Below are 23008 nucleotides of genomic sequence, written 5' to 3' on the forward strand. Positions count from 1 at the left end.
CCACGACGTCCCACCGGTCGCCGGGTCCACGCTCGTGCTGCCGAAAAAGGCACCCGCACCGTCGCGGATGAGCGGATACTGGCGATGTCGAAGGTATCGGGCACCCGGCCGATACCCGTCTACGGCAGTAGATGGCCATCAGCGCTGCTGGTCGTCGGTGCTATCGCATCAACGAAGGCTAGGTATGACTCATCTCCCCGGGCCTCGAGGGCTCTACCACCCGGCGAACGAGCACGACTCCTGTGGCGTCGCGTTCGTCGTCGACATGCACGGTCGTCGCAGTCGCGACATCGTGGAGAAGGCGATCACCGCTCTGGTGAATCTCGAACACCGCGGTGCAGCGGGAGCGGAACAGAACACCGGCGACGGCGCCGGCATCCTGATCCAGGTCCCCGACGCCTACTTCCGTGAGGTCGTCGACTTCGATCTTCCCGCCGAAGGTGCATACGCGACCGGTATCGCGTTCCTGCCCAAGGACACGGCCAAGGCCGACGCCGCGGCCGCCGAGGTCGATCGCATCGTCGCCGAAGAGGGCCTCGAGGTCCTCGGCTGGCGCGAGGTCCCGATCGACGACTCCGAGCTGGGCTCCATGGCCAAGGACGCCATGCCCACCTTCCGGCAGATCTTCGTCGCCTCCGGCGCCCGCGCGCTCACCGGCCTCGAGCTCGAGCGCCGCGCGTACGTCGTGCGCAAGCGCACCGAGCACGAGCTCGGCCACCACGGCGCGGGCGAGGACGGTCCCGGCAGCGAGACCGTCTACTTCCCGAGCCTGTCGGCGTCGACCTTCGTCTACAAGGGCATGCTCACCACGCCCCAGATGAAGGGCTTCTACCGCGACCTGCAGGACGAGCGTGTCGTCTCGGCCCTCGGCCTCGTGCACTCGCGGTTCTCCACCAACACGTTCCCGTCGTGGCCGCTCGCGCATCCCTTCCGTCGCGTGGCGCACAACGGCGAGATCAACACCGTCACGGGCAACGCCAACTGGATGCGTGCCCGCGAGGCGCTCATCGACACCGAGGTCTTCGGCGGTCGCGACAAGCTCGAGAAGATCTTCCCGGTCTGCACGCCGGGCGCGTCCGACACCGCGCGTTTCGACGAGGTGCTCGAACTGCTGCACCTCGGCGGCCGCAGTCTGCCGCACGCCGTGCTCATGATGATCCCCGAGGCATGGGAGCGCCACGACTCGATGGATCCGGCCCGTCGCGCGTTCTACGAGTACCACTCGGCCCTCATGGAGCCGTGGGACGGACCGGCCTCGGTGTGCTTCACCGACGGCACCGTCATCGGCGCCGTGCTCGACCGCAACGGTCTGCGCCCCTCGCGTGCCTGGGTCACCGACGACGGCCTCGTCGTCATGGCCTCCGAGGTGGGTGTGCTCGACATCCCCACCGAGAAGATCGTCAGCAAGCGTCGCCTGCAGCCGGGCCGCATGTTCCTCGTCGACACGGCCAAGGGCCGCATCGTCGAGGACGAGGAGATCAAGCGCGAGCTCGCCTCCGAGCATCCCTACGAGGAGTGGGTCGCCAACGGCGTCACCCGCCTCGAGGACCTGCCCGAGAGCAAGTACACCTACATGTCGCACGAGCGCGTCGTGCTGCGTCAGCAGGTCTTCGGCTACACCCGCGAAGAGGTCGACCTCCTCGTCAAGCCGATGGCGGCCTCCGGCGCCGAGGCGCTCGGCTCGATGGGCACCGACACGCCGATCGCCGTGCTGTCGTCGCGTCCGCGTCAGCTGTTCGACTTCTTCTCGCAGCTGTTCGCGCAGGTCACCAACCCGCCGCTCGACGCGATCCGCGAAGAGATCGTCACCAGCATGGGCGGCATGCTCGGCCCCGAGGGCGACCTGCTGAACCCGACCGAGGCGTCGTGCCGGCAGATTCTCATCGGCGCGCCGGTCATCGACAACGACGACCTGCAGAAGCTCATCCACGTCAACGACGAGAAGCAGTTCCCCGGCTTCAACAGCGTCATCATCCGCGGCCTGTACCCGGTCGCGGAGGGCGGCGAGGGTCTGCGTCGCGCACTCGCCTCGATCCGCGAGCAGGTCTCGCAGGCCATCGAGAAGGGCGCACGTCTGATCGTGCTGTCCGACCGCGAGTCCGACGAGAAGCTGGCGCCGATCCCGTCGCTGCTGCTCACCTCCGCGGTACACCACCACCTCGTCCGCGAGAAGACCCGCACCAAGGTCGGTCTGCTCGTCGAGGCCGGCGACGCCCGAGAGGTCCACCACATCGCCGCCCTGTGCGGTTTCGGTGCGGCCGTGGTCAACCCGTACATGGCGTTCGAGAGCATCGACGAGCTGCTGCAGAACGGCGACCTGCCCGAGGGCATGACCCTCGAGAAGGCCATCGCCAACTACATCAAGGCGGCCTCGAAGGGCGTGCTCAAGGTGATGTCCAAGATGGGCATCTCCACGCTCGCCTCCTACACCGGTGCGCAGCTGTTCCAGGTCATCGGCCTGTCGCAGGAACTCGTCGACGAGTACTTCACCGGCCTGCAGTCGCAGCTCGGCGGCGTCGGCCTCGACGAGATCGCCGCGGACGTCGCGGCACGTCACCACACGGCCTTCCTCGACCGTCAGTCCGAGCGCGCGCACCGCGAGCTCGAGGTGGGCGGCGAGTACCAGTGGCGTCGTGAGGGCGAGTACCACCTGTTCAACCCGGACACGGTGTTCAAGCTCCAGCACGCGACCCGCACCGGCCAGTACTCGATCTTCAAGGAGTACACCAAGCTCGTCGACGACCAGTCGGAGCGACTCGCGTCGCTGCGCGGCCTGTTCGAGTTCAAGAAGGGTGTGCGCCCGCCGGTGCCGCTCGACGAGGTCGAACCGGCGAGCGAGATCGTCAAGCGCTTCTCGACCGGCGCGATGAGCTACGGCTCCATCTCGGCCGAGGCGCACGAGACCCTCGCGATCGCGATGAACCGTCTCGGTGGCCGCTCGAACTCCGGTGAGGGCGGCGAGCACCCGAGCCGTTTCACCCCGGACGAGAACGGCGACTGGCGGCGCTCGGCGATCAAGCAGGTCGCCTCGGGTCGCTTCGGTGTGACCGCGCACTACCTGAGCAACTGCACCGACATCCAGATCAAGATGGCGCAGGGCGCGAAGCCCGGCGAGGGCGGCCAGCTGCCGCCGCACAAGGTGTACCCGTGGGTCGCCGAGGTCCGTGGTTCGACGCCGGGCGTCGGCCTGATCTCGCCGCCGCCGCACCACGACATCTACTCGATCGAGGATCTCGCGCAGCTGATCCACGACCTGAAGAACGCCAACCCGAAGGCCCGCATCCACGTGAAGCTGGTCTCCGAGCTCGGCGTCGGCACGGTCGCCGCGGGTGTGTCGAAGGCACACGCCGACGTCGTGCTCATCTCGGGTCACGACGGTGGCACCGGTGCGTCGCCGCTGACCTCCCTCAAGCACGCGGGTGCTCCCTGGGAGATCGGCCTCGCCGAGACCCAGCAGACGCTGATGCTCAACGGTCTGCGCGACCGCATCGTCGTGCAGGTCGACGGCCAGATGAAGACCGGCCGCGACGTCGTCGTCGCCGCCCTCCTCGGCGCCGAGGAGTACGGTTTCGCGACCGCGCCGCTCGTGGTCTCGGGCTGCATCATGATGCGCGTGTGCCACCTCGACACCTGCCCCGTGGGTGTCGCGACGCAGAACCCGGTCCTGCGCAAGCGGTTCACCGGCAAGCCGGAGTTCGTCGAGAACTTCATGCTGTACATCGCCGAAGAGGTGCGCGAGTACCTCGCCGAGCTCGGTTTCCGCAGCCTCGACGAGGCCATCGGCCAGGTGGACGTCCTCGACACCCGCAAGGCCGTCGAGCACTACCGCGCGTCGAAGCTCGACCTGTCGCCGCTGCTCGAGAAGGTCACCTCCCCGATCTTCGGGGACCAGGACCTGCACTGCACCAAGGAGCAGTACCACGCTCTCGACAAGGCACTCGACAACGAGCTGATCGCGAAGGCGCAGCCTGCTCTCGAGTCGGGTACGCCGGTCTCGTTCGAGACCCCGATCACCAACGTCAACCGCACCGTCGGCACGATGCTCGGCCACGAGCTCACCAAGAAGTACGGTGCGGAAGGGTTGCCGGACAACACGATCGACATCACCTTCACGGGTTCCGCCGGCAACAGCTTCGGTGCGTTCGTCCCGCGCGGCATCACGATGCGGCTCCACGGCGACGCGAACGACTTCGTCGGCAAGGGTCTGTCGGGTGGTCGCATCATCGTGCGCCCGCCGCACAATGCGGCCGAGGGCTTCGTGCCCGAGGACAACATCATCGCCGGCAACGTCATCCTGTTCGGTGCCACCGGCGGTGAGGCCCTCATCCGTGGCATCGCAGGTGAGCGTTTCGCGGTCCGCAACTCCGGAGCCACGGCCGTCGTCGAAGGCGTCGGCGACCACGGCTGCGAGTACATGACGGGTGGCAAGGTCGTCATCCTCGGCAAGACCGGCCGCAACTTCGGTGCGGGTATGTCCGGTGGCGTCGCGTTCGTGTACAACCCGGACAAGGACTTCGAGAACAACCTGAACACCGAGCTGGTCGACCTCGAGGACCTCGAGGGCGAGGACTTCGTGTGGCTCAAGGGAGCCGTCGAGCGGCATCGTGACGAAACGGGCTCCGAGGTCGCAGCCCGCATCCTGGCCGACTGGTCACAACAGGTCAGCCACTTCGCGAAGGTCATGCCTCGCGATTACAAGAAGGTACTCATGGCTATCAAGGACGCCACCATCCGTGGTGCGAACGTGGACGAGGCGATCATGGAGGCTGCTCGTGGCTGATCCCACCGGTTTCCTCAAGCACGGTTCCCGCGAGACCCCGGTCCGCCGGCCGGTCCCGCTGCGACTCCTCGACTGGAAGGAGGTCTACGAGCCGTTCCCGCTCGAGACCCTCCAGACCCAGGCCAGCCGTTGCATGGACTGCGGTATCCCCTTCTGCCACAACGGTTGCCCGCTCGGGAATCTCATCCCCGAGTGGAACGACCTTGCCTACAAGGGCAAGTGGGAGGACGGGATCGAGCGTCTCCACGCCACGAACAACTTCCCCGAGTTCACCGGCCGGCTCTGCCCGGCGCCCTGCGAGGCGTCGTGCGTGCTCGGCATCAACCAGGACCCGGTGACGATCAAGCAGGTCGAGGTCGAGCTGATCGAGAAGGCCTTCGACGACGGCCGCGTCAAGCCGGTCCCGCCGTCGAAGCTCACCGGCCGCAAGGTCGCGGTCGTCGGCTCCGGCCCCGCGGGTCTCGCTGCGGCGCAGCAGCTCACGCGTGCCGGTCACTCGGTGACGGTGTTCGAGCGGGCCGACCGTATCGGTGGTCTGCTCCGCTACGGCATCCCCGAGTTCAAGATGGAGAAGCGCTTCATCGACCGCCGTCTCGCGCAGATGGAGGCCGAGGGCACCGTCTTCAAGCCGGGCGTCAACGTGGGTGTCGACATCACCGCCGACGAGCTGCGCGAGCAGTTCGACGCCGTGGTGCTCGCCGGCGGCGCGACCGTCGCCCGCGACCTGCAGATCCCCGGACGCGAGCTCGACGGCATCCACCAGGCGATGGAGTTCCTGCCGATCGCCAACCGCGTGCAGCTCGGCGACCTGCCGGCCCCGACCATCACGGCCGAGGGCAAGAAGGTCGTCATCATCGGCGGTGGCGACACCGGCGCCGACTGCCTGGGCACCTCGCACCGTCAGGGTGCGGAGAGCGTCCACCAGTTCGAGATCATGCCGCGGCCGCCGGAGCAGCGCGCCGAGTCCACCCCGTGGCCGACCTACCCCCTCATGTACCGCGTCTCGTCGGCACACGAGGAGGGCGGCGAGCGCGTCTTCTCCGTCAACACCGAGGAATTCATCGGTAAGGACGGCAAGGTCACCGCGCTCAAGGCACACGAGGTGCAGATGGTCGACGGTCGCTTCGAGAAGGTCGAAGGCAGCGACTTCGAACTCGAGGCCGATCTGGTGCTGCTCGCGATGGGCTTCACCGGTGCTGAGAAGCCCGGTCTGCTCACCGATCTCGGTGTCGACTTCGACCAGCGCGGCAACGTCGCCCGCTCGTCGGAGTGGGCCACCAATGTCGACGGTGTCTTCGTCGCCGGCGACATGGGTCGCGGACAGTCGCTCATCGTCTGGGCGATCGCCGAGGGTCGCGCGTGCGCCGCTGCGGTGGACCGCTTCCTCGAGGGTGAGACGGCACTGCCGGCGCCGATCGCGACCACCACGATGCCGCAGCGCTGAGCGCGGAATCTGCCGGCGTCCGAGTGGCGCCGGAGAGTTGAGCGCTCCAGCGTCGCAGCGCTGAACGAGGTACGACCACTGGGCCGCACACCGGAAGGTGTGCGGCCCAGTGGCATTCGTGGAGTGGCGTTCGTGAGTGGGGTCAGGCGTCGACGAGCGACGCGGGATCGGTGTCGGATGCGGTGGCCGGTGCCGGTTCGGCCGGCGCCGGTTCGGGTGTGGCCACCTCGCGTCGCCGCGCGAGGAGGCGGTCGACGGCCAACGATCCGGAGCCGAGGAAGATCAGGACGAACATCGCCCAGCAGAACAGTGCGGCGGATTCACCGTCGTTCTGGATGGGCAGTGCGCCGTCGGCCTGATGGCCCCAGAAGTAGGCGTACGCCATCGATCCGGAGCCGAGGAAGGCCGCGAGCCGGGTACCGAGACCGAGGATCAGGGCGGCGCCGCACACGACCTGGATGATCGCGCCCCACCAGCCGGGCCATGCGCCGAGCTGTGCGGTGGCTCCGCCGTAGGGTTCCGCAGGCCACGCCCACAGGCTCGTGGTGCCGTGGCAGACGAACAGGAAACCGACGACGATGCGGAAGGCGGCGACGGCGTGGTCGCCGAAACGGTCCGGCCAGTGGCGCACAGAGTTCATCACGTGCGGAAGTAAAGCATGCCTACCCTTACATACAGGCTGCTTGGTCATCGTTCCTCCGGTTTCTGTGGATCTGCCCCCGCTTCCCGGGGGTGAATCCACAGAAATCGGTTCAACAGCAACCGCCGGACGCGCTGCGCTTGTGACATTTCCGTGTCGCCGGGCGTCGCACCCGTTATGGTTCTGCGCATGACGGCTACGAGACGGGCACTGGCGAGGGTCGTGATGGGTGCGGGTGCCGTCGTGGCCGCCGTCGCGGCGGCTCCCGCCGCGGCCGCGGACCCTGCGGACGCGTGCATCCGCAACGGTGGTGGGCTCGTGACGATCGACGGCGCCGAGCCCGTCCCACCGGTTTTCGGATTCGACGGTCCCCGCCTGCTCGGACTCCAGGGCGGGGTCGGCAACGCGTGCATCACCAACGTGGGTCCCGGCGCCGTGACGGTCACGCATCCCGAGGGACGTGTCCCGGGACGCACCGAGGTGTCCACCGCGCTCGTGGAGATGCGGGTCGACGGCGGGCTCGGCAACGTCGCCGTCACCAATGTCGGTACCGGTGCGGTCACGGTGCACCGGACGGAGGTCACGCCCGAGCCCGTTGCGGCGCCCGCACAGGCTCCGCTCCCCGGGATGCCGGAGCTGATCCTCGACGCAGGAACCGACGGCGTCTTCGTCACGAACGTCGGTACGGGTGGTGTCACGGTCGTCGACCGTGGCGTCGCGCCGACGGACCTCCCGGCCCCGCCGCCCCCTCCGCCGGGTGCGGTGATCACAGATCCGTTCAGCGGAAACATCTATGTGACAAACCTCTTCGGACCCGACATCGTCGTCGCGGAACCCACCTCGACCGCCGAAGGAAGCGTCGTCGAGCGGCCGGTCCCGGGAACGGCGATCGACTACGGGACGGGCAACGTCTTCGTGACGAACATCGGCGGGGGACAGGTGACGGTCGTCCGCGGCTGATCCGCGGCCCCGTGATTTCCCGACAACGTTCCGGACTCGGATACATCACATCCGGTTCACGAATATGTCATCCTTCTACTCGATACTGCCGGGGAGGAACGCGGCACCAGGACAGTAGCGGGGCGGGGACATGGCTATGAGAAGAGTGTGGGCGGCAACGGTGGCCGCAGTGGCGGCCTGTGCAGCAGTATTCGTCGCAATGCCTGCAGCGCAAGCGAATCCGCCCGGATGCCCGACTCTGAACGTGGTTGCAGTGCCCGGCACGTGGGAGACCTCGAACACCCCCGACCCCGGCCGCGGGAACGGCATGCTCGCCCAGGTCACGTCCGGTCTTCCGGCAAGCTCCCGCGTCGACTACGTCGCGTATCCCGCGACCGCCTTCCCGTGGGAGGGCGACGTGTACGCGGCATCGCGCAACCGCGCCGTCGACAACGCGCGCGGCATCATCGCGGCCACCGCCGAGCGGTGCCCCCTCACGAACTTCGCCCTCGTCGGTTACAGCCAGGGCGCCGACGCCGCAGGCGATCTCGCCGCCGAGATCGGCACCGGGCTGGGAGTGATCGGTCCGCACCGCCTCGTCGCGGTGGGTCTGCTGTCCGACCCGCGTCGCTCCGAACTCGACCCGTTCGTCGGTCCGCCCGTCGCCGGCACCGGCGCGGGAGGTGCCCGCGCGGGAGGCTTCGGATTCGTAACACCCAACGTGCGCACCATCTGCGCTGTGGGCGACCTCTACTGCTCGACACCGCCGGAGGATTTCGTCACGCGACTGGCCGGCTTCCTCGCCATCTCGGCGGGCAGCCCGTTCGAGCAGCTCGAGAACTACCGCGACGAGGCGACCGCCCTCTACAACGACATCATGACCGCCGGGGGCATCCCGACGCTGCAACTGCAGCTCACGCCCGAGGCGAACGAACTGCGCGAGCGGAAGATCCGCACCTTCTACGAATCGCAGATCCACCAGGACTACTCGAACTACGTGGTCGACGGTCGCGGAACGACGGCCACGCGGTGGTTGCACGACTGGATCGCCTCGAAGGCCTGACCGGCCGGATCGGGCGGTGCCGGTCAATCGATGTCGAATCGTGCGCCCACACGCATGACGCGGGGTGCGAAGCGCATCAACCACTTGCGGACCTTCGCGCCCGGAGCGACCGTCACCACGGGCCGGTTGTGACGGACCGCCCCGACGATCTCCTTGGCCACCTTCTCCGGCGCGATGTGCAGGCGCCGGTACATCGCCAGAGTGCGGGTGCGTCGCGCCGCTCGTACTTCCTTGTTCGGCGCCACGTACGCCGTCGCCCGGGTGAGGTTGGTGTCCACCAGGTCGGGGCACACCACCGTCACGCCGATCCCGTGTTCGAGCAGTTCGGCGCGTAGGCATTCCGACAGCATGAACACCCCGGCCTTGCTCGTCGAGTAGGCGGCGAGGTTGCGTTGCGGCATGAACGCCGCGGCCGAGGAGACATTGACGATCTGCCCGCCCGTGCCTGCGTCGATCATCTGCTCCGTGAAGGCGCGGCAGCCGTAGACCACTCCCCAGAAGTTCACGTCCATCACGTTCTCGAAGACGCTCTGAGGGGTGTCGGCGAAGGCACCGATGACACCGATACCCGCGTTGTTGACGAGCACGTCGGCGACGCCGTGCCGCTCCCGGACGGTCTGTGCGAACTCCCGGACCTGCTGTTCGTCGGAGACGTCGAGTTCGTAGGCGTGAGCGGCACCGCCGAAGACGGCCTCGGAACCTCCGGCGCCCGGTGCGGGGACGTTCACGAGCGCCACCGTCTCGCGGGCGCTGTCGAGATCCTTGTCGGCGACGACGACGATGGCGCCTTCGGCAGCGAAGGCGATCGCCGAGGCCCGGCCGATCCCGCTACCGCCACCGGTGATGACGACGAGGGCGCCGGTCAGGTCGCGCAGACGGCTGCGTAGTGCAGCACCGGCGCGCCAGCGGCGTATCTGGGCGATCCGAGAGGTCACCCGACCATCGTGACGTACTCGCGCCGTGCGGTCAGTTCAGTACAGGATCTCGCGGTAGAGCTCGCCCTTGCCCGGCTCGGCGTCGGCGGGGATCTCGATCGCGTGGAGCTCGGCGTGCATGTCGCGCATCGACGGAACCTCCGTGCGCTCGGGATAGGTCGACGGATCCCACAGCTTGGCGCGGAGGATCGCCCGTGCGCAGTGCGTGAAGACCTCGTCGATCTGCACGATCACGGCCAGCTGCGCCGGCTTGTTCTGCAGCGCCAGCTTCCGGAGCAGGTCGGGGTCGGTCGACAGGGTGGCGCGGCCGTTGATCCGCAGCACCTCCTCGTCGCCGGGGACGAAGAACAGCAGCCCGACGTGAGGATTCTCGAGGATGTTCCGGTACGAGTCGGCGCGGCGGTTGCCGGGCCGGTCGGGCAGCACGATCGTGTGGTCGTCGAGGACGAGCACCGTCGACTCGATGTCGCCGCGCGGCGAGCAGTCGCAGTTCCCGACGGCATCGGTGGTGGCGATCGTGAAGAACCGCGCCAACGACAGGAAATGCCTGATGAGCGGTGTCAGATGTGGTCGTGCCTTGTCGACGATCGCCGGGTGCGGAATGCCCAGGACGGCCTCGAGCTCACCCTGTGTCCGTATCCCGCCCTGCACGAGCTCGTCGATCCTGTCCGCATCCATCCGGTGCACCTCCGGCGGTGACCGTACCAATCCTGCGCGGGAAGATCACGTCGGCACCTGGGTCGTGCCCTGGTCAGGGCCGCGCTTCCGGTCACCGGGACGACCCGGGAGGCAAGGCTCCCGATCCCGGTAGAACGAGTGGCGACGCCCCCGTCCGGAAGGATCGAGATGACCGACTCCGCCCTGCTGGCCTCCCTCCTCGAACGTGTACAGCTCCTCGAGGACAAGGCTGCGATCCACGAGGTCCTCACGGCCTACGGCCCGGCCGTCGATGCCGGTGACGCCGAGGCGGTGGGGGAACTGTGGGCGGAGGACGCCGTCTACGACGTCGACATCCGCCTGATGGAGGGACGCGACGCCATCATGAAGATGGTGCGTACCCGGCCGCACCAGGACTACATCGAGGAGGGCTGCGGTCATCTGCTCGACCCGGTGCACATCCGGGTCGACGGCGACACCGCCGTCGCGACCTGCCACTCGCTGCTGCTGCGCCGCAATGCCGATTCGGATTCGTTCCGGGTGTGGCGGGTGAGCGCCAATCGTTTCGAACTCGCCCGGATCGACGGCAGTTGGAAGATCGTGCGCCGCACGTCGCGGTTGCTCGACGGCAGCACCGCCGCCCGCGACCTCCTCGCGAGCGCACGGCGCTGAACCGACCACTCGCGGCCGGCGCCGCGAGAGAACTCAGACGCGCAGGGTGTCGCGCACGTGTCCGGTCTCGTTGAGCGACGCGACGCGGCGCGCACCGCTGCGTGAGACGAGGATGCGCGTCACCGACGCGTACTCGATGGGGAACATCAGCGGCCGGGGCAGTTCGAGCAGGTGCTGCAGCACGATGTTCACGACCCCGCCGTGGACGAACAGCGCCACGGTCTCGGCGTGGTCGCATGTCTCCACCACGTGGTCGATCCCTCGCAGCACCCGCGTGCGGAAGGCGTCTCCGTCGACGAAATCGGGCAGGTGACCTGCCAGGATGCGCTTGTAGGCAGCCGGTGCGACGTCCTTCGCGGCGTCGATCGTGAAGTAGTGGTCGTGGCCGTAGTCGTACTCGGCGATGTCCTCCAGCTTCTCCACGTCGAGGCCGCGTCGTTCCGCGACCGGCTCGGCCGTCTGCAGGGCCCGCAACTGCGGGCTCGAGAACAGGCGGGTGATGTTGTACGGGGACAGCGCGTCCGGCAACCGCGACGCCTGGAGACGACCGGCCTCCGTGAGCGGCGGGTCGGCGACCCCGGTCTCGGCGCGGGCGTTGTTCGGCTCGGCATGGCGGATCAGGAGTAGCTGCACGACCTCACGATGCCAGGTGGAGCGGTTTCACGTGAAACCACCCGTCAGGAGCGTCGCGGCTTCGTGAACGGGAACGCCAGCGACTCGCGGATGCTGCCTCCGAGCACGAGCATCACGATCCGGTCGACACCCATGCCGAGGCCGCCGGTGGGAGGCATCGCGTATTCGAGTGCTTCGAGGAACTCCTCGTCGAGTTCCATCGCCTCCTCGTCACCGCCCGCGGCGAGCAGCGACTGCTCGGTGAGACGGGCGCGCTGGTCGAGCGGATCGGTGAGCTCGCTGTAGGCGGTCCCCAACTCGACTCCCCACGCCACCAGGTCCCACTTCGCCGCGACACCCGGCTTGCGGGGATGCGGCCGGGTCAGCGGCGACACCGAGGTCGGGAAGTCGGTGTAGAAGGTGGGGAATTCCGTCTTCGATTCGACGAGGTGCTCGTACATCTCCTGCGCGGTGGCGCCGGCGTCCCAGGCCGGGTTGTAGGGGATCTCGTGTTCGTCGCACAGGCGTCGAAGGACGTCGACGGGGGTCTGCGCGTCGACGAACGTCCCGAGCGCCTCGGAGATCGCGTCGTGGAAGGACTTGACGGGCCATTCACCGGAGATGTCGATCTCGACCGGGGTGCCGTCGGGTCCGGGCCGCAGGATGATCTCGCGTCCGTGTGCCGCGCGGGCTGCCGCCTGGATCAACTCGCGCGCGACGACCCGCATCTTCTCGTAGTCGCTGTGCGCCTCGTACGCCTCGAGGATCGTGAACTCCGGGTTGTGCTTGAAATCCGCACCCTCGTTGCGGAACACCCGGCCGATCTCGAAGACCTTCGCCATGCCCGCGACGCACAACCGCTTCAGGTACAGCTCGGGAGCGATCCGCAGGTACAGATCGGCATCGTAGGCGTTGATGTGCGTGATGAACGGTGCGGCGTTCGCGCCGCCGTGCACCGCCTGCAGGATCGGGGTCTCCACCTCGAGATAACCGCGTGCCTGCAGTTCGTCGCGCAACGACCGCACCACCGCGCTGCGCGCCGCGAGGTGCTCGCGTGCGCCGCGGTCGATCGCGAGATGCAGATAGCGTTGCCGCACGCGAGCTTCAGGGTCGACGAGACCGTGATACTTGTCGGGCAGCGGGTGCAGGCACTTGCCGTCGATGCGCCACGAATCGGCGAGCACCGAGATCTCGCCCGTGCGGCTGCGTCCCATCTCGCCGGACACCTCGACGAGGTCGCCGAGATCGAACAGGAAACGTTGTCCGGCCACCCGTTGCCGATCGACGAGGATCTGGATGTCGCCCGACCAGTCGCGCAGTACCGCGAACAGCACACCGCCGAAGTTACGGATGCGCAGCAGGCGCCCTGCCACGGTCACCGGGGTGCCGGACTTCATGGTCCGGGCCTCGGCGGCGGTGTGTGTCGGGGGATGCGCGACCGGGTAGGGGTCGACACCGTGCTCGACGATCCGTTGCAGGGTGTTCATCCGCACCTGGACCTGCTCGGGGCGGCGACGTCCGTGCGAGACGGCCGGCGTGCCGTCGGCGAGTTCGACGTCGGGTGCGCTGCCGTCGTCGTGCAGTTCCGCCGCGACCACCTGGTCCTCGGGGAAGGCCGAGTGTGTTCCCGTGTGCTGCTGGGTGTTCCGGCGACCGAAGGTCGGGAGGGTGAGGAAGCCCTCGGCGATCGCCGACGCGAGCGCGACCCGCGGGATGAGCCGGTTGTCGCGGAAACACAGGAAGCGGGGCACCCACTCGGGGTGATACTTGACGTTGGACCGGTACAACGCCTCGAGCTGCCACCACCGCGAGAAGAACAACAGGATCGACCGCCACAACCGCAGGATCGGGCCGGCGCCGATCCGCGCGCCCTCCTCGAACACCGATCGGAAGACGGCAAAGTTCAACGAGATCCGCTCGATGTCGAACTCGGCGCCGCGTGAGGCCAGTTCGGACACCATGAGTTCGACGACCCCGTTGGGGGCCTGCGGGTCGCGGCGCATGAGGTCGAGTGACACGCCGTCCGCTCCCCACGGCACGAGCGAGAGCATCGCGACGACCTTGCCGTCCGCGACCGCTTCGACGAACAGGCAGTCGCCGTCGAGCGGATCACCGAGCCGGCCGAGGGCCATCGAGAAACCGCGCTCGTTCTCGGTGTCGCGCCAGGCCTCGGCGCGCTGGATCGCCGCCGACAGCTCGATGGGTGACAGTTCGCGGTGACGCATGATCCGCGCGGTCACACCGTGTTTGCGGGCGCGGTTGACGGCCTGCCGCACCGGTCGCATGTCGCGTCCGGCGAGACTGAAGTCGCGGGTGAGCAGGACGGCCTCGTCGCCGAGCTGCAGCGCGTTCAGACCCGCACGGTGGTAGGCCGTCGCACCGTCCTCGCTCGCCCCCATCACTGCGGGTGTCCACCCGTAGGCGCGGGCGAGATCGAGCCATTCGTCGATGGCGTGCGGCCACGCCTCGGGGTTGCCGATCGGATCACCGCTCGCGAGGCACACGCCGAGTTCGACGCGGTAGGTCACCGCGGCCTTGCCACTGGGGGCGAACACCACAGCCTTGTCGCGGCGGGTCGCGAAGTAGCCGAGCGAATCGTCGCTCTGGGCGAGCAGGCCGCGGATGGCCGATTCGTCACTGCCGGTGAGCGCGTTGCTCGCTCGCTGCGACCGGAACAGCACCACGACGGCCGCGAGCACGGCGAGGGCGCCGAGCAGGCCGAGGATCGTGTTGACCAGCCCGTTCGGGCGGCCACCGAACTGGTCGTTATCGATGAACGTCAGCGCGGTGACGCGGTTGAGCGCCCACAGGAACCGGTCGGTAGCGGGCAGGGTGCCGGGGAACAGTTCCACCAGACCCCAGCCGATCAGCGTCCCGACGACCAGGCCACCCACGAGCACACCGAGTGCGGCCCAGGCGTTTCCGCGCCGCACGCGCGTGTAGAACTCGGGATAGGACAGCAGCAGCACCGCGACGATCAGCAGGTGGACGACCAACGCGACGAGGTGGTTCGGGTCGCGCTCGACGATGCTCATCACGAGATTGGTGATGGTGAATCCGCCGAGGTAGATCGTCAGGATCCACCACGCGATGCGCTTGCGCCCGGCGATCGCACCGGCGAGCAGACCGAGGACGAGAGCGAACGACAGGCTCGTGTCGGGGGCGTCGAAGTAGTACTCGTCGAGATATTCACGCGGGGCGTGGATCCAGTAGCGCAGGGTCGGAGAGATCGACCACAGCGCGACCACGACCGCGTAGATGCCCAGGATCAGGCCGAAGATGTGCGGTACGGCGGACAGACGTCCACCGACACGGTCGGTCAGCGACGGCCGGGTGGGCGGTCGGGCGTCCTCCACCGGACGCGGGCGCTCGGCAGGAGCGGTGGAATCCGCAGACATGGAATAGAACGGTAACGGGCAAACGCGGCAGCCGTGGGACGAACGGCCGCGGGACCGGATCACATTCCCGGTCCCGCGGCCGTTCTCATCCGCTCAGGAGTCTGTCAGGAGCGGGGTGCTCCGGCGGTCGCGACGTCCTCGGTGGCGTCCGGCTCGGACGGTTCGGTCCGTGCGAGCCTGCTCGGCCACCAGATCTTCTTCCCGATGTCGATCGTCAGGGCCGGCACCACCAGCGACCGCACGAGCAGTGCGTCGAGGAGGACACCGAAGGCGACGATGAACGCGATCTGCGCCAGGAACAGCAGCGGGATCACGGCCAGTGCGGAGAAGGTGGCAGCGAGAACGATTCCTGCGGAGGTGATGACGCCGCCGGTCACGGTCAGGGCCCGCAGGGTTCCGTCGCGGGTGCCCACTCTCTTCGTCTCCTCCCGGACGCGGGTCATGAGGAAGATGTTGTAGTCGATGCCCAGCGCCACGAGGAAGACGAACCCGAACAGCGGCACCACCGGGTCGGCGCCCGGGAACCCGAACAGGTGGTTGAACACCAGCGACGAGATGCCGAGGGTCGCCGCGAACGAGACGATCACGGTGAGCATCAGCAGGACCGGCGCGACGACCGCCCGCAGCAGTGCGATGAGCACCAGCAGGACCACGATCGTGACCACCGGGATGATGACGGTGCGGTCGCGGGTCGCGGTGTCCTTCGTGTCGAGGTCGACGGCCGTGGGTCCGCCGACGAGTGCTTCGGCGTCGGGCACGGAGCCCACCGCCTCGCGGATGCGTTCGACGGTCTCCTCGGCGGCGAGGGAGTCGGCGGGATCCGACAGTGTCGCCTGCACCGCGACGAGTCCGTCGACCACGCGCGGCGCGCCGTCGGGGCCGGGGACGGGCTGGACGGTCGTCACACCCTCGACGCCCTCGGTGGCGCTGACGACACCCTCGAGCGCACCTTCGCGGGCGACGACGATGCTGGGCGAACCGGTTCCGGCGTCGAAGTGCTCACCGAGCACCTCCTGGCCGGACTTCGAATCGGTCTGCAGGAGGAACAGATCCGACGAGGCCACGCCGCTCGCCTTGAACTGCGGGGCGAGCAGGGCGAATGCGACGAGCACGAGGCTGCACACGATCCAGATGGGGCGCGGCTTCGATCCGACGAAGCCGGCGACGCGGCCCCAGAACTTGTGGGAGCTCTGTAGATCGCTGCGATCGGTGTCCGGCTCGAAGCGGGGCCGGCTGGGCCAGAACGCGGCGCGACCGAGCAGGACGAGGGCGGCGGGCAGGAAGGTGAGCGACGCGAGGAACGACGTCGCGATGCCGATGGCGGCGACCGGGCCGAGACCGCGGTTGGAGTTCAGGTCCGACAGCAGCAGGCACAACACACCGAGGATCACCGTGCCGGCCGAGGCCGCGATCGGTTCGATCGCACCGCGCAGCGCGGCACGCATCGCCGTGTACTTGTCCTGTTCGATACGCAGTTCTTCCCGGAACCGGGAGACCAGCAACAGGGCGTAGTCGGTGGCGGCGCCGAAGACCAGGATGAACATGATGCCCTGGCTCTGGCCGTTGAGGGCGATGGCTCCGGCGTCGGCGAGCAGATAGACGATCAGGCTGGCCAGTGCGAGTGCGAACACCGCCGAGATGATGACCACGAACGGCAGGATCGGGCTGCGGTAGACCACGATGAGGATGACGAGGACGACACCGCCCGCGACGAGCAGCAGCAGTCCGTCGATACCGGCGAATGCCGACGACAGGTCGGCGGCCTGCCCTGCGGGGCCGGTGACGTAGACGGTCAGGCCGTCCGGTGCGCCTTCGAAGGCCGTCCGGAGTTCCTCGACGGCCTCCTGGACCTCCCCGGAGGCGTCGAGCGGCACGATCATCTGCGCGGCTTCACCGTCCTCGGAGGGGATCGGGGGCGGTCCGGCCGATTCGGTGGCCAGGAAGGCGAGGTCCTCGTCGGTGATCCCGCCGTCGCGTTCGGCGACGACGATCGCGGGGATGAACTCGCTCTCGTTGAACTGCGCGTACAGCTCGTCGGCGCGGGTGGATTCGGCGGATGCCGGGAGGAAGGTGCTCGCGTCGTTGGAGGCGACCTCGCTGAGCTTGCCCGCGAACGGGCCGCCGCCACCGGCGGCCACGAGCCACGCGATGAGCAACAGGGCGGGTAGGAGCCACCGCCATCGGCTGGTTCTGCGTGGGGGCTCGGTAGCAGTGCTCAAGATTCCTCCTGGCGTGAGCGAATGTGTCGGAACTAGATTATTCAGCGTGCTGAACGATGGGGGTGGAGACGATCTCGACGAGTGGCCCACCGGTCGTCTGCTGTCCACCGCGGCACGGCTCGTCGAGCAGGCCTGGGAGCAGTCCTTGCGACGACGAGGGCTCACCCACGCGGGGGTGATCGCACTGCACGCGGTGGCCCATGCCCCGCTGTCGCAACGGGAGATGGCGCGCGCGTGCCGGGTGACCGACCAGACCATGAGCCGGACAGTCGACCATCTCGTCCGCGGCGGTTTCGTCACGCGCGCGGTCGACCCGGAGGACGAGCGGAGGATGCGGGTGGAGATCACGCCGTCGGGCGTGGACGCCTACCGGCGGGTGATCGAACTCGAACGCGACGACGCGCCCGGCGGCGATTCTCCGGTCGCGGTCGCGGTCGCGGTCTCGGACCCGGCGACCCTGCGCCGGCTCCTGCTCGAAATCGTTCGTTCCCACAGCACTCCTCGTGACAGCCCGGGGGGTACCCGCGATCGGGTGATCCCACCCCTCCACGGAATATGAGCTGCCACCCTCTCCGGAAAACGAGGAGATCCGTCCGAAGCGTGCGCGGTAGGGTGCCGCATGGTCTCCGCACCCCGGACCCACGCCGATGTCGTCTCCGCACTGCGAGCAGCCGGATGCGTGTTCGCCGAGGAGGAGGCGCAACTGCTCGTCGAGGCCGCCCCCACACCTTCGGATCTGGACCGGCTCGTCGCGAGAAGGGTCGGCGGCGAACCCCTCGAACACGTTCTGGGACAGGTCTTCTTCCACGGCAGGCGCATCGCGGTGCGAGAGGGGGTCTTCGTCCCCCGCCGGCGCACCGAGTACCTGGTGGACTGCGCGATCGATCTCGCGCGACCCGGCGCCGTGATCGTCGACATGTGTTGCGGATGCGGTGCCGTCGGTGCCGCGCTCGCCACCGCCGTCGAGGCGTGCGAGGTCTACGCGGTCGATATCGATCCCGTCGCCACCGCGTGTGCCCGCCTGAACCTGCCGCCCCACCGGGTGTTCGACGGTGATCTGTTCGATGCCCTGCCGGACATGCTGTGCGGTCGCGTCGACGTGCTCGTCGCCAACGCGCCCTACGTGCCCTCGGGGGCCATCGGATCGATGCCGCGGGAGGCACGCTGCAGCGAACCGCGACACGCACTGGACGGCGGGCCCGACGGACTGGACGTCCACCGCCGGCTCGTCGCCGACGCGGACCGGTGGCTCACCGACGGCGGGTCGCTGCTCGTCGAGTCGGCCGCGTCGCAGGGACCCGTCGTGCATGCCCTCATGACGCGGGCCGGGTTCGACGCCGAGGCGCGCGGTTCCGAGGAGGCCGATGCGACGGTCGTCATCGGCACCCGCCGATGACGTGCTCGCTGCCGCGAACATGTCAGTCGAGCGGCAACTGAGCGAAGATCGCGGTCGGCTGGGTCGACCCACCCGTCGGCTCGACGCTGAAGGCGAGCGCGGTGGCACCCGAGATGTCCTCGAGCACCGCGGTCGTCGACGGCGCGACGTCGTCGGGCGTCATCGTGCCCGCGGGCTCCATGCCCTCGGGACCGACCAGCCACATCTGGTAGACGCTGCCCTCGGCCGGCGGGGCGACGTTGTTCATCACCAGCACGCCCGCGTCCTCCTCCTTGGAGAACACCACGGTCGCGGTGCCGCCACCGTCGAGCTCGCCCGACGAGGTCCGTACGTCCTCGGCGGCGAAGACGCGTTCGCTCGTGCCCGGCTCGGACGTGGTCTGCCACTGACCGGCCACGACGACGCCGCCGATCGCGACGATCACGGCCGCTGCCGCGGCGAGCAGGAAGTTCCGCCGCCGGGCCTGCCGGCGTTCGTCGAGGGAGACGGGTGGGGGAAGGTGCTCGTCCTCCACCCGAGGTGCCTCGGGTTCACCGGGTTCTTCCGTGTGCGTCTTCTCGGCGGGCGTCTTCGTGGTGAGTTCGGCGTGGACCAGATCGAGCAGTCGCACCCGGAGTTCGGGCGGCGGTTCGGTCGCGGTACCGGCCGACATCGCTGCGAGAGTCTCGTGGACCTCGCGGACCTCGGTGTCGAACCGTTCGGACACCGCCGGGTCTGCTTCCGCGAGTCGCGCGGCGATCTCCCGGCGCTCCTCGGCTGTGACGGCGTCCAATGCGAAGACGGGTGCCATGTCGAGCAGATCGCGCGAGGAATCGTTCGCCTCGTCAGCCATCCACAGTCACCCCCAGACAATTCTTCAGTCGTTTCAGGCCGTCCCGGATGCGCGACTTGACCGTCGGCAACGGGGACGAAAGTTCTTCTGCCACTTCGGTGTAGGTAAAGCCTCTGTAGTAGGCGAGCTCGACGGAGCGTCGCTGCAGTTCGGTGAGCGAACCCAGGCACTCGTTCACCCGGCGGCGGTCGTCGCGTTGCGTGACCTCCTCGCTCACCGAGTCGAAGGCCGCGTCGACATTCGTCGAACCGTAGTGCGACTCGCGGTCGGCTCCGGACTGTTCGCTGCGGACCCGGTCGACGGCGCGCCGATGGGCGAGCGTGATGATCCACGACAGAGCGGAACCCTGACGCGGATCGTACCTGTCGGCCGACCTCCAGACCTGGAGGTAGACCTCCTGGGTGGTCTCCTCGCTGTAGCCCGGATCCCGCAGGACCCGCAGGACCATGCCGAAGACTCGGGAACGCGTCGCGTCGTACAGTTCGGCGAACGCCGTGGGGTCTTGCCGGGCCACCCGCTCGAGCAGTTCGCCGAGGGTATCGGTATGGCCTCCGACGCCGGTCATCGGCTCAGTCCGCTCATCAGGGAAAAGCCTAGCCGGGACATTACCTCCACTCAAGGCAAGCGTGTCGACCACGAGCATCACCCCATCCACATCCGAGCACGCAGGACCGTCGCGAGATCGACCGGTAGCCGTTCGCCGCTGACGGTCGCGGTGAACACCGGAACACCGGGCCGCCGCAGGGCGACCGAAACCGCGAACATCTCGCCGGCCCGGGTGATGATGTCGATCTCGTCCGAGCGCAGCGTGTAGCAGTGCCGTCCGTTCCGGCGCGAATGGATCTCCGCGACCACGCAGGACAGTGAGCCGCTCGGATCGTGGCACCAGAACAGGTTCAGCGGATCCGATCCGAGACCGAGGCGCCGGATGTTCAGCAGCGCCGTGATCCGCCCGCCCGGAACCCGCACCCCGTCGGCCACGAGCTGGTCCTCGACCCGCCCGCGGAAGGTGTCGGAATCGCTCGCGGCGAAGTGGTCCCACGGTTCGAACCGCATCAGCGTGCGCAGCCACCACGACGAGGGCGCCGCCTCGTCGACGTCCATGACCCAGCTGAAGCCGCGGTACTCGAGCGAGGGGGGCTCGGCCGAGCCCTGCGCGTGCCGGACGAAGGTGCGGTAGATCGCCGGCGTGACCGCCTCCCGGCCACCCGGGAACTCGACGTCGTCGCCGATCATCGCGACTGCGTGGGGAAGGTCAGGATGCATGGTCGTCTCCGGGGCACGTGGTCGGTTTCCCCGACAGTGTGCACGTGAGGAAATCGGCCGTGATGTCGGCCCACCAGCGCGGGTCGGTGAGGAGGAGATGTCCGGCTCCGGGCAGGGGCCGCCAGCGCGTGTTGACGCCCCGGTCTCCCGCCGCCATCGTCTGGCTCTGCGCCACCCGCGGATCGGACCGGGTGTCCTCCGTACCGTGCGCGACCAGCAGGTGCCGGCCCGCGGGGATCAGATCGGCGTCGTCGGCCGGCCACCACGGCGCCAGGGCGACGAGCGACTCGACTCCCTGCTGGGCCGCGAGGTGCGCGATCGCCCGCGCACCCATCGCGTGCCCGACCAGCCCGAGCCGGACGTCCCCGCGGCGCCGGGTCACCGACTCGATCGCTCGCAGACCGTCGCGGACCGGGCTCATGTGGTCGTCGTTCCACCCGCAGTACCGGTAGTCGACGAGGTCGACCGCGATGTCGTACTTGTTCAGCCGCAGGCGCAGGGCATCGGTGAACAGGCGCATGCGCAGCTGCGACAGATGCCACGCACGCGGCGGTGTGGTGCCGACCGGACGCCCACCGGGCAGCACGAGCACGTGAGCCGGTCGGAGATCCTCGACGTTGTCCATGACCTGCATTCGGAGCCGACCGTGATACGGATGGGTCGAACACCGGATACCGATCCGAAAAAAATTCTTTCGATCCGACCCATCCGCACCGCCCCGGGGATCGAATGCTCAGTGACACACCTGGTCGACGTGGCCGTTTCTCCGGTCACGGCATACGAAGGGAACCACGATCATGAACATCACTGCGCGCAAGAGCATGGCCGCCGTCGGAATCGGTGCGATGTCCCTCCTGGGTGTCGCTGCGTGTTCCGACGATTCGGGAAGCGACACGAACGAGACCACGATGGAAGAAACCGTCGAGGAGACCATCGTCGAGGAAACCACCACTGCCGCAACGGGAACCGCTGCTCCGGCCTCCGGCCCCGTCGGCCCGGGCTGCGCCGACTACGTCGCCGCGAACCCGACGGGCCCGTCGTCCGTCGAGGAACTCGCGAACCAGCCCGTCGCCGAGGCAGCCGGAAACGTGCCGATCCTGACCACTCTCACGCAGGCCCTGTCCGGCCAGCTCAACCCCGACGTCAACCTGGTCGAGACGCTCAACGGTGGCGAGTTCACCGTCTTCGCGCCGGTCGACGACGCGTTCGCCGCCCTGCCGCCGGAGACCGTCCAGACGCTGCAGACGGATTCGGCTCTGCTCACCGACATCCTCACCTACCACGTGGTTTCCGGTGAGCTGACCACCGCCGACATCGCCGGCACGCAGACCACCGTCCAGGGCGGCACCGTCGAGGTCGCCGGCGAGGGCGAGATGTGGACCGTCAACGACGCCAACGTCATCTGCGGTGGCATCGAGACCGAGAACGCCACGGTGTACCTGATCGACGGCGTCCTCCAGCCCCAGTAATCACCACCCGGTCGACGGAAAGGTAGAAGACATGCGTTGGTCCCGACACGGCGTTCGGGGGCTTGCGGCGGCGTTCGGCGCCGCCGCAGGCGCGCTCCTGTTCGCCACGCCCGCCGCCGCAGCGCCGCTCACCCCGGTTCCCGAGCTCGACGTGAACCGGTATGTGGGGCAGTGGTATCAGCTCGCCGCCAATCCGGCTCCCTACAACATCGACTGCGCTCGCGACACGACGGCGTTCTACACGCTGCTCGACGAACGCAACGTGCGCGTGGAGAACTCGTGCACCACGTTCACCGGTGATCGTCGCGGGATCACCGGGAACGCCCGCGTGAACGACACTGCTGCACTGCACGTGTCGTTCCCGGGGGTGCCGTTCCAGGATTCGCTCGACGGACCGAGCAACTACATCGTCACGCACCTCGCGGACGATTACTCGTGGGCATTCGTCGGTGACCCGTCGCGTATCTCCGGATTCGTGCTGTCGCGTTCGCCCGTCGTCGGCGATGACGCGTGGCGCGAGATCCGGAACGTCGTCGAGGCGAGCGGGTACAACTCGTGCCTCATGCTCACCTCGCCCACCACCGAGGGACTGCAGGAGATCAAACCGCTCTGCACCGTGTAACTCTCGGGGCGATCGGGGTGGTGTGTGGATCCGGAGGAAGATCCTCACACCACCCCGATTCGTC

Annotated in this window: 19 protein-coding genes; 9 read left to right on the forward strand and 10 right to left on the reverse strand. The window is 68.3% G+C overall.

Features of this window, described 5'->3' with window-relative positions:
• The first annotated feature begins 184 nt into the window (after positions 1 to 184).
• The gene (gene gltB, locus CKW34_RS00405) at positions 185 to 4780 is read left to right on the forward strand and encodes a glutamate synthase large subunit (protein ID WP_059382015.1); all 4596 of its coding nucleotides are present in this window, start codon (positions 185 to 187) and stop codon (positions 4778 to 4780) included.
• Entirely contained in the window at positions 4773 to 6224 is a 1452-nt protein-coding gene (locus CKW34_RS00410) for a glutamate synthase subunit beta (protein ID WP_059382016.1), read from the forward strand. The genes gltB and CKW34_RS00410 overlap by 8 nt, the downstream gene beginning before the upstream one ends.
• Positions 6225 to 6366: 142 nt before the next feature.
• Here the strand turns inward: CKW34_RS00410 and CKW34_RS00415 are convergent, their stop codons facing one another.
• Positions 6367 to 6864: a DoxX family protein gene (locus tag CKW34_RS00415; protein WP_095091997.1), complete on the reverse strand. Its 498-nt coding sequence runs from the start codon at positions 6862 to 6864 to the stop codon at positions 6367 to 6369.
• Between the two features lie 189 nt (positions 6865 to 7053).
• On the opposite strand from CKW34_RS00415, the gene CKW34_RS00420 reads away from it, so the two are divergent.
• Together CKW34_RS00420 and CKW34_RS00425 are read left to right on the forward strand one after the other, a co-directional pair.
• Positions 7054 to 7824 carry a hypothetical protein gene (locus tag CKW34_RS00420; RefSeq protein ID WP_228525979.1) on the forward strand — a complete coding sequence of 257 codons (771 nt, stop codon included), beginning with the start codon at positions 7054 to 7056 and terminating at the stop codon, positions 7822 to 7824.
• 199 nt (positions 7825 to 8023) lie between these two features.
• Positions 8024 to 8866 (forward strand): cutinase family protein, encoded by an 843-nt coding sequence (locus tag CKW34_RS00425; RefSeq protein WP_080968217.1) that lies wholly within the window; start codon positions 8024 to 8026, stop codon positions 8864 to 8866.
• Between the two features lie 23 nt (positions 8867 to 8889).
• On the opposite strand, the gene CKW34_RS00430 is transcribed toward CKW34_RS00425, so the two are convergent.
• On the reverse strand, positions 8890 to 9801 hold the full coding sequence (locus CKW34_RS00430; RefSeq protein WP_059382020.1) for an SDR family NAD(P)-dependent oxidoreductase: 912 nt from the start codon (positions 9799 to 9801) through the stop codon (positions 8890 to 8892).
• Between the two features lie 36 nt (positions 9802 to 9837).
• Positions 9838 to 10479: an MSMEG_1061 family FMN-dependent PPOX-type flavoprotein gene (locus CKW34_RS00435; protein ID WP_059382021.1), complete on the reverse strand. Its 642-nt coding sequence runs from the start codon at positions 10477 to 10479 to the stop codon at positions 9838 to 9840.
• Between the two features lie 168 nt (positions 10480 to 10647).
• Between CKW34_RS00435 and CKW34_RS00440 the strand changes: the two genes are divergently transcribed.
• On the forward strand, positions 10648 to 11130 hold the full coding sequence (locus CKW34_RS00440; RefSeq protein ID WP_024102596.1) for a nuclear transport factor 2 family protein: 483 nt from the start codon (positions 10648 to 10650) through the stop codon (positions 11128 to 11130).
• A 33-nt stretch (positions 11131 to 11163) separates the two neighbouring features.
• Here the strand turns inward: CKW34_RS00440 and CKW34_RS00445 are convergent, their stop codons facing one another.
• From CKW34_RS00445 to CKW34_RS00455, 3 genes are all read right to left on the reverse strand, one after another.
• Positions 11164 to 11763, reverse strand: coding sequence for a histidine phosphatase family protein (locus CKW34_RS00445; protein ID WP_059382022.1), 600 nt, complete (start codon positions 11761 to 11763; stop codon positions 11164 to 11166).
• A gap of 44 nt (positions 11764 to 11807) precedes the next feature.
• Positions 11808 to 15140: a bifunctional lysylphosphatidylglycerol synthetase/lysine--tRNA ligase LysX gene (gene lysX / locus CKW34_RS00450; RefSeq protein WP_228525982.1), complete on the reverse strand. Its 3333-nt coding sequence runs from the start codon at positions 15138 to 15140 to the stop codon at positions 11808 to 11810.
• Between the two features lie 104 nt (positions 15141 to 15244).
• Positions 15245 to 17359 (reverse strand): MMPL family transporter, encoded by a 2115-nt coding sequence (locus CKW34_RS00455; protein ID WP_174479607.1) that lies wholly within the window; start codon positions 17357 to 17359, stop codon positions 15245 to 15247.
• A gap of 46 nt (positions 17360 to 17405) precedes the next feature.
• Here CKW34_RS00455 and CKW34_RS00460 point away from each other — a divergent pair, with 46 nt between their 5' ends.
• Positions 17406 to 17918, forward strand: a complete 513-nt coding sequence (locus CKW34_RS00460) for a MarR family winged helix-turn-helix transcriptional regulator (RefSeq protein WP_059382025.1) — start codon at positions 17406 to 17408, stop codon at positions 17916 to 17918.
• Between the two features lie 60 nt (positions 17919 to 17978).
• A complete protein-coding gene (locus tag CKW34_RS00465) occupies positions 17979 to 18755 on the forward strand; it encodes a putative protein N(5)-glutamine methyltransferase (RefSeq protein WP_059382026.1) in 777 nt (258 codons plus the stop codon).
• Between the two features lie 22 nt (positions 18756 to 18777).
• On the opposite strand, the gene CKW34_RS00470 is transcribed toward CKW34_RS00465, so the two are convergent.
• From CKW34_RS00470 to CKW34_RS00485, 4 genes are all read right to left on the reverse strand, one after another.
• Entirely contained in the window at positions 18778 to 19587 is an 810-nt protein-coding gene (locus tag CKW34_RS00470; RefSeq protein ID WP_059382027.1) for an anti-sigma factor, read from the reverse strand.
• Positions 19580 to 20152 carry a sigma-70 family RNA polymerase sigma factor gene (locus CKW34_RS00475; RefSeq protein WP_059382028.1) on the reverse strand — a complete coding sequence of 191 codons (573 nt, stop codon included), beginning with the start codon at positions 20150 to 20152 and terminating at the stop codon, positions 19580 to 19582. The genes CKW34_RS00470 and CKW34_RS00475 overlap by 8 nt, the downstream gene beginning before the upstream one ends.
• A gap of 77 nt (positions 20153 to 20229) precedes the next feature.
• Positions 20230 to 20853 carry a DUF1365 family protein gene (locus CKW34_RS00480; RefSeq protein ID WP_059382029.1) on the reverse strand — a complete coding sequence of 208 codons (624 nt, stop codon included), beginning with the start codon at positions 20851 to 20853 and terminating at the stop codon, positions 20230 to 20232.
• Positions 20843 to 21478 (reverse strand): alpha/beta hydrolase, encoded by a 636-nt coding sequence (locus CKW34_RS00485; protein ID WP_231921779.1) that lies wholly within the window; start codon positions 21476 to 21478, stop codon positions 20843 to 20845. The genes CKW34_RS00480 and CKW34_RS00485 overlap by 11 nt, the downstream gene beginning before the upstream one ends.
• Positions 21479 to 21650: 172 nt before the next feature.
• Between CKW34_RS00485 and CKW34_RS00490 the strand changes: the two genes are divergently transcribed.
• Together CKW34_RS00490 and CKW34_RS00495 are read left to right on the forward strand one after the other, a co-directional pair.
• Positions 21651 to 22322 (forward strand): fasciclin domain-containing protein, encoded by a 672-nt coding sequence (locus CKW34_RS00490; protein WP_059382031.1) that lies wholly within the window; start codon positions 21651 to 21653, stop codon positions 22320 to 22322.
• Positions 22323 to 22353: 31 nt separating this feature from the next.
• The gene (locus tag CKW34_RS00495; RefSeq protein WP_059382032.1) at positions 22354 to 22944 is read left to right on the forward strand and encodes a lipocalin family protein; all 591 of its coding nucleotides are present in this window, start codon (positions 22354 to 22356) and stop codon (positions 22942 to 22944) included.
• The last annotated feature ends 64 nt before the right edge of the window (positions 22945 to 23008 follow it).

The sequence above is a fragment of the Rhodococcus rhodochrous genome (assembly GCF_900187265.1).
Lineage (GTDB): Bacteria > Actinomycetota > Actinomycetes > Mycobacteriales > Mycobacteriaceae > Rhodococcus > Rhodococcus rhodochrous.